Origin of the sequence: Amycolatopsis palatopharyngis (genome assembly GCF_003385185.1) — a bacterium.
GTDB classification, from domain to species: domain Bacteria; phylum Actinomycetota; class Actinomycetes; order Mycobacteriales; family Pseudonocardiaceae; genus Amycolatopsis; species Amycolatopsis palatopharyngis.
Map to the genome: position 1 here is coordinate 23,577 of NZ_PQHZ01000034.1, position 12,419 is coordinate 35,995.

Consider the following 12,419-nt stretch of genomic DNA (forward strand, 5'->3'; position numbering starts at 1 on the left):
TGGTAGTGCGATTCGACGCCGCATGATCCCCGAATGTCCGCCATTCGGCCCAATATCCGGCTTTCCGCGATCCGTGGAACTCGGCCGACGAAGTCCCGCTATCGGGGCGGCAGGGCGTCACACGCAGCAGAACTGGACAGTCCCTGGGAGTCAGAGCCCTGGCGACTCGATCGCGGCCCCGAGTTCAGAGTCAAGCTCAGCCCCGCAACGAGTCCTGTACGTGCCGGAGTGCGGCACGCAGGGCCGCCGGGTCGGGGCCGTGGCGCAGGATGTCCCGCGCGGAAGCGGGCAGTACGCCGGTCAACCGCGAGCCGAATACGCGGCGCAGATCGGCCACCGTGGCGCCCTGTGCGCCGAAACCGGGCGCCAGTACCGGACCGTTCAGCGCACTCAGGTCGAGTTCGTCCGCACCGATGGTCGCCCCGACCACGACCCCGACGTCCCCACCGCGCCGCGCGGTCGCGTTCCGCCGCGCGGCCGCGTCGACGATCGACTGCGCCAGCGTCCTGCCGCCAGCACTGTCGGCACCGCCAGCGCCGTCAGCGCCGTCAGCGACCCGTGCCTGCTGTCCCCGCGCACTCTCCGGATTGGAGGTTCGGGCCAGTACGAACACTCCCCTGCCCTGTTCCCTGGCCAGTTCCAGGGTCGGGAGCAGGGAGTCGAAGCCGAGGTAGGGCGACACCGTGATGGCGTCGGCGGCCAGTGGTGCGCCTTCGGTCAGGTACGCGGCCGCGTAGGCGGCCATGGTGGAGCCGATGTCGCCGCGTTTGACGTCGAGGAGCACCAGTGCGCCCGCCTCGCGTGCGAGGAGGAGGACCCGCTCCAGCACGGCGATACCGGCCGAGCCGTACGCCTCGAAGAACGCCGACTGCGGCTTGAGTACCGACACCTCCCCCGCGAGCGCCTCGGTCGCGGTCAGCGCGAACCGCTCCAGCCCGCCCGCGTCGGCGGTGAGGCCCCATTCCCGGAGTAGCGCGGGGTGCGGGTCGACGCCGGCGCACAGCGGGCCCCGTTCGGCGACGGCGGCGGACAGCCTGGCGCCGAACGGGACCTGCGCCTCGGTCACGGCTGTGCCCGCAGCGCCGCCTGCAGATCCTGCAGGGAGCGCACGCCGATGTCCCCGCGAATGAGCGCCTCGATGCCGTGCACGGCGGCCGCGGCGCCCTGGATCGTGGTGATGCAGGGGATGTCCCTGGACACCGCCGCCGTCCGGATCTCGTAGCCGTCCACTCGCGGACCACTGTTGCCGTACGGAGTGTTGATCACCATCACGACCTCGCCCGCCAGGATGACCTCGACGATGTCGCGTTCGGACTGTGCCGAACTGGTGGGAGTTTCGTAGTGCTTGCGCACCACGGAGCAGTCGATTCCGTTGCGGCGCAACACCTCCGCCGTCCCGGACGTGGCCAGGATCTCGAAGCCGAGATCGGCGAGGCGCTTGACCGGGAACACCAGCGAACGCTTGTCCCGGTTGGCCACCGAGACGAACACCTTGCCCGAGGTCGGCAGGGAACCGTAGGCGCCCGCCTGTGATTTGGCGAACGCCTTGCCGAAGGAGACGTCCACGCCCATCACCTCACCGGTGGACTTCATCTCCGGCCCCAGCAGCGAGTCGACCCCGTGCCCCTCGGGCGTGCGGAAGCGGTGGAAGGGCAGCACGGCCTCCTTCACCGACACCGGCGAGTGCGCGGGCAGATCCCCGCCGTCACCCGTGGCTGGCAGGACGCCGTCGCGGCGCAGCTGCGCGATCGTGGACCCGGTCATCACCAGCGAGGCGGCCTTCGCCAGCGGAACCGCGGTCGCCTTGGACACGAACGGCACCGTCCGCGACGCCCTCGGGTTCGCCTCCAGCACGTACAGCACGTCGTCCTTGAGCGCGTACTGCACGTTCAGCAGGCCGCGCACACCGACGCCCTTGGCGATCGCCTCCGTGGAGCGGCGAACGGCCTCCAGGTCGGTGCGGCCGAGCGTGATCGGCGGCAGGGCACACGAGGAGTCGCCGGAGTGGATACCGGCCTCCTCGATGTGCTCCATCACGCCGCCGAGGTAGAGCTCCACACCGTCGTAGACGGCGTCCACGTCGATCTCGATCGCGTCGTCGAGGAACCGGTCGACGAGCACCGGATGCTCCGGGGTCACCTCGGTGGCGCGCTGGATGTACCCGGCGAGGTGGGCCTCGTCGTAGACGATCTCCATGCCCCGCCCGCCGAGTACGTAGGAGGGCCGCACGAGCACCGGATAGCCGATCTCGTCGGCGATCCGCTTCGCGCCCTCGAACGAGGTCGCCGTTCCGTAACGCGGGGCGGGCAGCCCCGCGTCGACCAGCACCTGCCCGAACGAGCCGCGGTCCTCCGCGAGGTGGATCGCCTCCGGCGGTGTCCCCACGATGGGCACGCCCGCGTCGGCCAGCCGCTGCGCCAGGCTCAGCGGGGTCTGCCCGCCCAGCTGCACGATGACCCCGGCGACGGTGCCCGACTCCTGCTCGGCGTGCACCACCTCGAGCACGTCCTCGAAGGTCAGCGGCTCGAAGTAGAGACGGTCGGAGGTGTCGTAGTCGGTGGAGACGGTCTCCGGGTTGCAGTTGACCATCACGGCCTCGAACCCGGCCTCGCGCAGCGCGATCGCGGCGTGCACGCAGGAGTAGTCGAACTCGATACCCTGCCCGATCCGGTTGGGCCCGGAGCCCAGGATCAGCACCTTGTCCCGCTCGGTCTGGGCCGTGACCTCGGACTCCGCGCCGCGATCGAGCTCGTAGGCCGAGTAGTGGTACGGCGTCTTCGCCGCGAACTCGGCTGCGCAGGTGTCCACGGTCTTGAAGACCGGCCGCACACCGAGGCGGTGGCGCAGCGCGCGGACACCGTCCTCCCCGGCCAGTTCCGGCCGCAGCGCCGCGATCTGCTGGTCGGAGAGGCCGGTGCGCTTGGCGCGCAGCAGCAGCGTTCCGTCCAGTACCGGAGCGTCGCGCACCTGCGCGCCGATCTCGCCGATCAGGGCGATCTGGTCGATAAACCACGGGTCGATGCCACTGGCCTCGTGCACCTGAGCCACGGTCGCGCCGAACCGCAGTGCCCGCTCGACGACGTAGAGCCTGGCGTCATGCGGGGTGCGCAGCTGCTCGAGGAGCGAGTCGACGGTCACGCCGGCGGGATCGGGCTCGGTCCAGAAACCGCCTGCCTTCGTGTCGATCGAGCGCAGTGCCTTGCCCAGCGCCTCGGGGAAGCTGCGGCCCATCGACATTGCCTCGCCGACGCTCTTCATCGTGGTCGTCAGTGTCGGGTCCGCGCCGGGGAACTTCTCGAACGCGAACCGGGGCACCTTCACCACCACGTAGTCGAGCGTGGGCTCGAACGAGGCCGGGGTCTCACCGGTGATGTCGTTGCGGATCTCGTCGAGGGTGTAGCCGACCGCGAGCCGGGCGGCGATCTTGGCGATCGGGAAACCCGTCGCCTTCGACGCCAGCGCCGAGGACCGGGACACCCGGGGGTTCATCTCGATGACGACCATCCGCCCGTCGCGGGGGTTGATCGCGAACTGGATGTTGCAGCCGCCGGTCTCCACCCCCACCGCGCGCAGGACGTCGATGCCGACGTCGCGCATGTGCTGGTACTCGCGGTCGGTCAGCGTCATCGCGGGCGCGACGGTCACGGAGTCGCCCGTGTGCACACCCATGGCGTCGATGTTCTCGATCGAGCAGATGACCACGACGTTGTCGTTCTTGTCGCGCATCAGCTCGAGCTCGTACTCCTTCCAGCCGAGCACGCTCTCCTCGATGAGCACCTCGGTGACCGGGCTCTCCTCCAGCCCGAGCGAGGCCATCCGCTCCAGCTCGTCCTCGGTGTGCACCATCCCGGAGCCGAGGCCGCCCATCGTGTACGACGGCCGGATGACCACGGGCAGGCCGAGATCGTCGACCGTCTTGCGCACCTCGTCCATCGAATGGCAGACGGCGCTGCGCGGTACCTCGGCACCGATCGAGCGGACGATGTCCTTGAACTTCTGCCGGTCCTCACCGCGCTGGATGGCGTCGATGTCCGCGCCGATCAGCTCGACGCCGTATTTCTCCAGCACCCCGCGCTCGTGCAGGGCGACGGCGGCGTTGAGCGCGGTCTGGCCGCCGAGGGTGGCCAGGAGCGCGTCGATCGGGCGCCCCTGCTCCTTCTCGTTGGCGATGACCTTCTCCACGAAGTCCGGGGTGACCGGCTCGATGTAGGTCGCGTCGGCGAACTCGGGGTCGGTCATGATCGTGGCGGGGTTGGAGTTCACCAGGCTGACCCGGATGCCCTCCTCGCGCAGCACCCGGCATGCCTGGGTGCCCGAGTAGTCGAACTCGGCGGCCTGCCCGATCACGATCGGCCCGGAGCCGATCACCAGGACGTGCTCGATGTCTGTACGTTTCGGCATCAGTGGCCGCCCTTTCCTTCGACCCGCTCCATCAGGCCGACGAACTCGTCGAACAGCGGCGCCGCGTCGTGCGGTCCCGCGGCGGCCTCGGGGTGGTACTGCACGGAGAACGCGGGGACGTCGGCGCAGCGGACTCCCTCGACCGTGTCGTCGTTCGGGCAGTAATGGCTGATCTGCGCCGCCCCGAAGTCGGACTCGAAGCGCTGGCCCGGCTCACCCTCGAGCGCGAAGCCGTGGTTCTGTGCGGTGATCGCCACCGTTCCGGTCGCCACGTCGATCACCGGGATGTTGATGCCGCGGTGGCCGTAGCGCATCTTGTAGGTCCCGAGGCCGAGCGCGCGGCCGAGGATCTGGTTGCCGAAGCAGATGCCGAACAGCGGGAGCTCGCGCCCGAGTACCTGCTTGGTGAGTGCGGTGGCGTGTTCGGTGGTCGCCGGGTCACCAGGGCCGTTGGAGAGGAACACGCCGTCCGGCTCGACGGCGAGGAGATCGTCCAGGCTGCTGGTCGCGGGCAGCACGTGCACCTCGATCCCGCGCTTGCTCAGCTGTCGCGGAGTGTTGGACTTGATCCCGAGGTCCAGCGCGGCCACCCGGAACCGGGTCTCGCCCTGTGCGGCCACGACGTACGGCGAGCGGGTGGTCACCTCGCCCGCGAGATCCGCGCCCTGCATTCCGGGACTGGCCCGCACCTCGTTGAGCAGGTCGGCGTCGGAGCGGGCGGATCCGCCCGCCAGCAGCGCTTCGCCGGAGAAGACCCCGGCACGCATAGCGCCGTGCTCCCGGATGTGGCGGGTGAGCGTCCTGGTGTCGACCTCGGCGATACCGACCACGCCCTGCTCGGCCAGTTCGTGATCGAGGGTGCGGCGGGAGCGCCAGTTGGACGGGGTCCGTGCCGGGTCGCGGACGACATATCCCGCCACCCAGATCCGCGCTGACTCGTCGTCCTCGTCGTTCCATCCGGTGTTACCGATCTGCGGCGCGGTCTGCACCACGATCTGCCGGTGGTAGGACGGATCGGTCAACGTCTCCTGGTATCCGGTCATGCCCGTGCTGAACACGACCTCACCCAGACTCGTCCCTCGCGCGCCGTAGGCGCTGCCGCGGAACACGCGGCCGTCCTCGAGTACCAGCGTCGCCGGTGTCTGTGTACTGCCCGTCATCGCTGGGCCCCTCCTTTGGTCTGAGAACTCGGTTCCGCAATCGAGTCGCCAGGGCTCTGACGCCCAGCGACCGACCAGTCCTGCTGCCCGGCGCCCTGCCGCCTCGATAGCGGGACTTCGTCGGCCGAGTCCTGCGGATCACCACGACCTCGCAACTCCCCGTTCTCAGTCCCTGCCTTGGTCTGCGGGCCGGTCGCGCCGTCACCGAGCGCGTCGATCCACTTCGGATAGACATCGACGTCATCGCCACGGAACCCCGTGTCCACGTTCTCCTCGCCGACGCGCCAGGTGATCACCAGCAGACTGTCGGTGCCCATCACCTTGCCCGCCATACCCTTTCCGGTCGCGATGTCCACAACGGACTCTCGTGGTATCCAGAAGCCGGGCGCTCCGACGCGCTCCACCTCGATCCCGCCGGGGTAGCAGCGCAGGGTCGCGCTCGTGCGCAGGCCCGCTCCCCTGGTGACGATCCGCTCCTGCCAGCGCCCGGCCCTCGTCGTGCAGACGTACAGTCCGTATGCCTCGAGTTCCGGCTCGCCCGGCTGTGCGGGGACCTCCGGAAACGGCGGGAACTCGACGCTCTGCGCCCGCCCCTGGCGTCGCCAGCCTCGCCACATCCCGTACACGCACAGGCCGAAGAAGGCGGCGACCAGCAACGAAAGCAACAACCTGTCCATCACGAGGTCCCATCAAGCATATTTACGATTTTCCCTTCACGGGAGGTGATTCGCCCGCGCAACAGCGTGGCGCTCACCACGCCGGGCAGCCGCATCCCCTCGTACGGGGTGTTCTCCGCGATGCTCGCCAGTTCGGCGCCGTGGACCGTCCACTCGGTATCGGGATCGACGAGTGTCAGGTTGGCCGGCTCACCGACGGCGATCGGCCTGCCCTGGTCGGGCAGCCCGGCGATCTCCGCGGGCCGCTCGCTCATGACCCTGGCGACACCGCGCCAGTCCAGCAGCCCCGGGCGGACCATGGTCTCGGTCACGATCGACAGCGCCGTCTGCAGCCCGAGCATGCCCGGCTTGGCCGCGGCCCACTCACAGTCCTTGTCCTGCACGGCATGCGGGGCGTGATCGGTCGCGACGCAGTCGATGATCCCCTCGGCCAGCGCCGCCCGCAGCCGCTCGGCGTCGCTCCCGGTACGCAGCGGCGGGTTGACCTTGTTGACCGGGTCATAGGTCGCCAGCCGCTCGTCGGTGAGCAACAGGTGGTGCGGGGTCACCTCGGCCGAGACCCGCGTACCCCTGGCCTTCGCCCAGCCCAGCACGTCGGCGGTACCCGTGGTCGAGACGTGGCAGATGTGCAGCCTGGCTTCGGCATGCAGTGCGAGCAGGCAGTCCCGCGCCACGATCGACTCCTCGGCCGAGGCGGGCCAGCCGGGGTATCCGAGCCGCGCGGCCCGTTCTCCCTCGTGTGCCTGCGCACCGACCGTGAGCCGGGGCTCCTCCGCGTGCTGGGCGACGACCACGTCGAGTGCGGTGGAGTACTCCAGTGCCCTGCGCATGATCAACGGGTCCGCGACGCAGTGCCCGTCGTCGGAGAAGACCCGCACGCCGGCCACCGAGGTCGCCATCGTGCCCAGTTCGGCCAGCCGCTTCCCGGCGAGGCCGACGGTGACGGCGCCGACCGGGTGCACGTCAACCAGCCCGGCCGCTTGGCCCAGCCGCCACACGTGCTCGACGACGACCGCGTTGTCGGCCACCGGATCGGTGTTGGCCATGGCGAACACCGCGGTGAAACCACCGAGCGCGGCCGCGGCCGATCCGGTGGCGATGGTCTCGGTGTCCTCACGGCCCGGCTCGCGCAGGTGTGTGTGCAGGTCCACGAAACCGGGCAGCAGCACCTGACCACCCGCGTCGATCACGGTGGTCTCGGTGCTGTCCGCGTTGCCGGTCTCGCGCTCCGGCGCCGCGCTGCCCGCGGGATCGATCCGCACGATGACGCCGTCGGCGATCACCAGGTCGACCGGTTCTCCTTCGCCGTAGGGTCGTGCGCCCCTGATGACGACGTCGTTCACGATGTCGGTTCTTCCTCTCCGGCCAGCAGGTGATAGAGGACCGCCATGCGCACGTGCACACCATTGCGGACCTGTTCGGTGATCGCCGAGCGCGGTGAGTCCGCGACCGCGGAGCCGATCTCCATCCCGCGCAGCATCGGTCCCGGATGCAGCACGACGGCATGCTCCGGCAGCAGGCCCAGCCTGCGCTCGTTCAAGCCGTAGGCGATCGAGTACTCACGCGCGGAGGGAAAGAAGTTGCCACCCGGGGTGTCGCCCCCGTTCATCCGCTCCGCCTGGACCCGCAGCATCATCACCGCGTCGACCGCGGGCAGCTCGGCGTCCAGGTGGTGGGAAACGGTCACGGGCAGACTGCGGACACCTGGCGGCAGCAACGTCGGCGGCGCGACGAGCACCACCTCGGCGCCGAGGGTGGTCAGCAGGTGCACGTTGGACCGGGCCACCCTGCTGTGCAGAACGTCACCGACGATCGCGATCCGCCTGCCGGACAGCGAGCCGAGCCGCTCGCGCAGGGTCGCCGCGTCCAGCAGCGCCTGCGTCGGGTGCTCGTGCATCCCGTCGCCCGCGTTCACCACGGCGGTACCCGCCTCGGCCAGCCAGCCGGACAGCCGATGGGCGGCGCCGGAGGCCGGATGCCGGACGATCACGCAGTCCGCGCCCGCCGCGGCCAGGGTCAGCGCGGTGTCGCGCAGCGACTCGCCCTTGCCCACCGAGGAGCTCGCGGCGGAGACGTTGATCACGTCAGCGCTCATCCACTTGCCTGCGATCTCGAAGGAGACCCTGGTCCTGGTGGAGTTCTCGTAGAACATCGTGACCACCGTGCGGCCCCGCAGCGTCGGCAGCTTCTTCACCTCGCGCCCGAGCAGTGTGCGCTTGAGCTCGTCGGCCGTGTCGAGCACCGCGGTGGCCGTCGCGGCGTCGAGGCCGTCGGTGGCGAGCAGGTGCTTCACCGTTCCCCCTCCTGACCGCGCAGCAGTACCGCGTCCCGGCCGTCCGTTTCGGAAAGCAGCACCGACACGTCCTCGGCGCGGGAGGTCGGGACGTTCTTGCCCACGTAGTCCGCCCGGATCGGCAGCTCGCGGTGTCCCCGGTCCACCAGCACCGCGAGCTGGACCGCGCGGGGACGACCGTGGTCGCGCAGGGCGTCGAGGGCGGCGCGAATGGTTCGTCCGGAGAAAAGCACGTCATCGACCAGCAGAACGGTCCGGCCGTCGATCCCACCGTCCGGGAGAGCGGTCTCCTCGAGCGGCCGCGGTGGCTTATGCCGCAGGTCGTCCCGGTAGAGGGTGACGTCGAGGGCTCCGACGGGAACCTCGACGCCGGAGAACTCGGCGATCCGGCCGGCGAGCCTGCGGGCCAGCGGCGTTCCCCTGGTGGGAATCCCGAGTAGCACCGGTGGGGCCGCACTGCCTCCGGCTCCAGCACCCAGTGCTGTTTTCTCGATGACCTGATGGGCCATTCGAGCGATGGTGCGCGCGACGTCGCCGGCCGAGAGGAGCTCGCGCTCCATGGCCGGTTCCGTCGCACCACGTGGACGTGGCGCCACGGTGGACCTCCTTCCCCGCCTCACTGGACGGGTCCTTAAAGGACGTCAATGTGCCTGGTTGGCATGGAAATCGGACTGAGACTAGCAGGACAGCGCACTCAGCCTTCCGGGTGGTGTCCCCCCGCGGTCACAGCTGTCCCACGATGATCTGCTTGACCTGGTGACGACAACGCGTAACCATTACTCTCAGTATTCGACTCAGAGAGGGTTTAATCAGGACCGATCCAGCGACCACGGGCCGCAGACCCGTGCGAGCGACCGGTCCACGTCACCACATCTGGTGACAAGACGGTGGGGTCTGCATAACCCGGCCGTTGACTAGGACACAGAGGTCCCCCGGCGGTCATCCCGGCCGAACGGGGCGAAGAAACGGAGAACCACCAGATGGGCGATTACGCCAAGGCGCTCGGGGCCAAGCTCCGCGGGATCCGCCAGCAGCAGGGCCTGTCCCTGCACGGAGTAGAGCAGAAGTCCGGAGGGCGCTGGAAGGCGGTCGTGGTCGGTTCCTACGAGCGCGGGGACCGCGCCGTCACCGTCCAGAAGCTGGCCGAACTGGCCGACTTCTACGGCGTCCCGGTGGTCGAGTTGTTGCCGGAGGGCCGGGTTCCGTCCGGCGCCGAGCCCGCCACCAAGATCGTGATCAACCTGGAACGTCTGCAGCAGCTGCCCGCGGAGAAGGTGGGGCCGCTCGCCCGCTACGCCGCCACCATCCAGAGTCAGCGCGGCGACTACAACGGCAAGGTCCTCTCGATCCGCACCGAGGACCTGCGCTCGTTGGCGATCATCTACGACATGACCCCTGGCGAGCTGACCGAGCAGCTCATCGACTGGGGTGTCCTTCCTCCGGAGGCCCGCCCGGCCAAAGAGGAGTGAGTGACGCGGGACAGCGCAGGCGGTAGTTCGTCGACGAGTTCGCAGACCGAGTGGTGTGGGAACTCGTCGACGAACTACCGCCTGCGCCGCCGCGCCGGAGTGGATCGCGCTTTCCCGGGCTCCGGCCTAGAGAATCGCCCGCAGGCGGTCGGCGATGTTGCCGATCCGCCCGAGCACCCCGTTGACGAACCGTGGCGAGTCGTCGGTGGACAGTTCCTTCACGATGCCGACGGCCTCGTCGATCGCGACCGCGTCGGGCACGTCGGCCGCCCACAGCAGCTCGTAGACGCCCACTCGCAGCACCGCGAGATCCACCACCGGCATTCGCTCCAGTGACCAGCCCTGTGCGTGCTCGGCGAGTAGTTCGTCAATGCGCTCTCGCTGCGCTGTCACCCCCTCGACCAGGGTGATCGTGTAGTCGGCGACCATGTCGACCTGAACCTCGCCGACCCGGTCCGACAGCAGCGTCACCGCGTCGGTCTGCCGTTGTGCGGCTTCGTACAGGATTTCGACCGCCCGCTTGCGGGCGGCGCGGCGGCCGATCGGGCCGCCACGATGGGGTGGATTTCGAGTCGTCATCCGCTCGTCAGCTCGAGACACGGCCGAGGTAGCGGCCGTCGCGGGTGTCGACCTTGACCTTCTCACCGGTGGTGAGGAACAGCGGCACCTGGATCTCGGCTCCGGTCTCCAGCGTGGCCGGCTTGGTACCGCCGGTGGAACGGTCTCCCTGCAGGCCGGGGTCGGTGTGCTGAACGACGAGTTCCACCGAGGTGGGCAGCTCGACGTACAGCGGCGCCTCCTCGTGCACGGCAACCTGGACCTCGGTGTTCTCCAGGAGGAAACCGGCCGCGTTACCGACGATCTCGCTCGGCACGGTGATCTGGTCGAACGTGTCCGAGTCCATGAACACGAAGTCGGTGCCGTCGTTGTAGAGGTAGGTCATCGTCCGCCGGTCCACCGTCGCGGTGTCGACCTTCGTGCCTGCGTTGAACGTCTTGTCCACGACCTTGCCGGAGAGCACGTGCTTCAGCGTGGTGCGGACGAACGCGCCCCCCTTACCCGGCTTTACGTGCTGGAAGTTCACGACGGACCAGAGCTGGCCGTCCAGGTTGAGGACAAGGCCGTTCTTGAGGTCGTTGGTGGTGGCCACGGGTGTGAGATCTCCTGTATGTATTCCGGGGCGGGCCGCGTTCTAGACGACCACGAGTTCCTTGGTGCTCAGGGTGAGGATTTCGGGCCTACCGTCCCGCACGACGAGCGTGTCCTCTATGCGCACGCCACCACGCCCGGCGAGATACACGCCAGGTTCGACGGTGACCGCCATACCGGCGGTCAGTGTACCGGCGCCGGTCGTGGCCAGACTCGGTGCCTCATGGACCTGCAGCCCGACACCGTGGCCGAGGCCGTGAATGAAGTGCTCGCCGTGGCCCGCGTCCTCGATCACACCGCGGGCGGCGCGGTCCACATCGGCCACCGCCACGCCGGGACGCACCGCGTCGCAGCCCGCGGCCTGGGCGCGGTGGACCAGGTCGTAGAGATCGCGCTGCCACGGTGCGGGCTCGCCGAGCACCACCGTGCGGGTCATATCCGAGTGGTAGCCGTTCACCGTCGCGCCGAAGTCGAGTTTCACCAGGTCACCTGTGGTCAGCACGGCGCCGGTCGGCCGATGGTGCGGGATCGCGGAGTTGGCCCCGGCGGCCACGATCGACTCGAACGACACTCCGGCGGAACCGTGATCGAGCATCCGGCCTTCCAGTTCCCGCGCCACTTCCAGCTCGGTCCGGCCCGCGCGCAGGCCGCCGTACTGGATCAGGTCGGCGAGCGCCTTGTCGGCGGCGGTGCAGGCCGAGCGCAGGGCCGCGATCTCGTCGGAGTCCTTGACCAGGCGCAGCCGCTCCACGAAACCGGGGGCGCGCACCAGTTCCACCCCTTCGGCGAGACCGGCGAAGGCGTCGTGCTGCTCGACCGAGACGTGCTGGCTCTCGAAGCCCGTTCGGGCGAACCGGTCGCGGCGCTGGCTCGCGCGGCCGACGAGGGCGTCCGCGCTCGGGCGCTGGATCACGCGTTCCAGGTCCGGGAGTTCGGCCTCTGCCTGGGCGATGTACCTGCCGTCGGTACAGAAGACGGTTTCCGTCTCGCTGCCTGCGTGCACCAAGAGGGCAGCGTTGGATCCGGTGAAGCCGGTCAGGTAGCGGATGTTGAGCAGGTCGGTGACGAGCAGGGCGTCCAACTCGGCATCCCGCAGCAGCTCGCGCAGTGCGGTTCGCCGGATCGCGTGAAGATGAGGCACCACGCCAGCCTAGAGGTTGTGTGCGCGGTTTCGGCCACGACCGCACCAGCCCTACCTACTCGCGGGTCACAAAAACGGCGCGATTCGCGGGAGCGGAGTCAGGTGCCGCCGCACTCGGCCCGGCAACGC

The 12,419-nt window shown here is 69.3% G+C and carries 10 protein-coding genes and 1 pseudogene; 1 reads left to right on the forward strand and 10 read right to left on the reverse strand.

The window, feature by feature from the left end:
- Positions 1-196: 196 nt before the first annotated feature.
- The 7 genes and pseudogenes from pyrF to pyrR all read right to left on the reverse strand — a co-directional run bounded on the left by pyrF (position 197) and on the right by pyrR (position 9,127).
- Positions 197-1,066, reverse strand: coding sequence for an orotidine-5'-phosphate decarboxylase (pyrF, locus tag D0C15_RS23100; protein WP_116049200.1), 870 nt, complete (start codon positions 1,064-1,066; stop codon positions 197-199).
- Positions 1,063-4,401, reverse strand: coding sequence for a carbamoyl-phosphate synthase large subunit (gene carB, locus D0C15_RS23105; protein WP_116049202.1), 3,339 nt, complete (start codon positions 4,399-4,401; stop codon positions 1,063-1,065). Before carB ends, pyrF begins: the two co-directional genes overlap by 4 nt.
- A complete protein-coding gene (gene carA, locus D0C15_RS23110; RefSeq protein WP_116049204.1) occupies positions 4,401-5,561 on the reverse strand; it encodes a glutamine-hydrolyzing carbamoyl-phosphate synthase small subunit in 1,161 nt (386 codons plus the stop codon). Before carA ends, carB begins: the two co-directional genes overlap by 1 nt.
- Before the next feature lie 194 nt (positions 5,562-5,755).
- A pseudogene (locus tag D0C15_RS23115) lies at positions 5,756-6,238 on the reverse strand (PH-like domain-containing protein); the annotation flags it as partial.
- Positions 6,238-7,581, reverse strand: a complete 1,344-nt coding sequence (locus D0C15_RS23120; protein WP_116049206.1) for a dihydroorotase — start codon at positions 7,579-7,581, stop codon at positions 6,238-6,240. The pseudogene D0C15_RS23115 and the gene D0C15_RS23120, both read right to left, overlap by 1 nt.
- Positions 7,578-8,531 (reverse strand): aspartate carbamoyltransferase catalytic subunit, encoded by a 954-nt coding sequence (locus D0C15_RS23125; protein WP_116049208.1) that lies wholly within the window; start codon positions 8,529-8,531, stop codon positions 7,578-7,580. The genes D0C15_RS23120 and D0C15_RS23125 overlap by 4 nt, the downstream gene beginning before the upstream one ends.
- Positions 8,528-9,127, reverse strand: a complete 600-nt coding sequence (gene pyrR, locus D0C15_RS23130) for a bifunctional pyr operon transcriptional regulator/uracil phosphoribosyltransferase PyrR (protein WP_116049211.1) — start codon at positions 9,125-9,127, stop codon at positions 8,528-8,530. Before pyrR ends, D0C15_RS23125 begins: the two co-directional genes overlap by 4 nt.
- Before the next feature lie 384 nt (positions 9,128-9,511).
- On the opposite strand from pyrR, the gene bldD reads away from it, so the two are divergent.
- Entirely contained in the window at positions 9,512-10,000 is a 489-nt protein-coding gene (gene bldD, locus D0C15_RS23135) for a transcriptional regulator BldD (RefSeq protein WP_091673015.1), read from the forward strand.
- A gap of 126 nt (positions 10,001-10,126) precedes the next feature.
- Here bldD and nusB read toward each other — a convergent pair whose 3' ends face one another.
- Genes nusB through D0C15_RS23150 form a run of 3 tightly spaced genes read right to left on the reverse strand, consistent with a single transcriptional unit; the run spans position 10,127 to position 12,290 of the window.
- Positions 10,127-10,579, reverse strand: coding sequence for a transcription antitermination factor NusB (nusB, locus tag D0C15_RS23140; protein ID WP_116049213.1), 453 nt, complete (start codon positions 10,577-10,579; stop codon positions 10,127-10,129).
- Between the two features lie 7 nt (positions 10,580-10,586).
- The gene (gene efp, locus D0C15_RS23145) at positions 10,587-11,150 is read right to left on the reverse strand and encodes an elongation factor P (RefSeq protein ID WP_116049215.1); all 564 of its coding nucleotides are present in this window, start codon (positions 11,148-11,150) and stop codon (positions 10,587-10,589) included.
- A 42-nt stretch (positions 11,151-11,192) separates the two neighbouring features.
- Complete coding sequence (locus D0C15_RS23150; RefSeq protein ID WP_116049303.1) at positions 11,193-12,290, reverse strand: M24 family metallopeptidase; 1,098 nt, start codon at positions 12,288-12,290, stop codon at positions 11,193-11,195.
- Positions 12,291-12,419 lie beyond the last annotated feature (129 nt).

What these genes read in the sequence shown, in the direction of transcription:
- carB (WP_116049202.1), bottom strand. Translation starts at nt 4,401, where the DNA reads ATGCCGAAACGTACAGACATCGAGCACGTCCTGGTGATCGGCTCCGGG.
- carA (WP_116049204.1), bottom strand. Translation starts at nt 5,561, where the DNA reads ATGACGGGCAGTACACAGACACCGGCGACGCTGGTACTCGAGGACGGC.
- bldD (WP_091673015.1), top strand. Translation starts at nt 9,512, where the DNA reads ATGGGCGATTACGCCAAGGCGCTCGGGGCCAAGCTCCGCGGGATCCGC.
- nusB (WP_116049213.1), bottom strand. Translation starts at nt 10,579, where the DNA reads ATGACGACTCGAAATCCACCCCATCGTGGCGGCCCGATCGGCCGCCGC.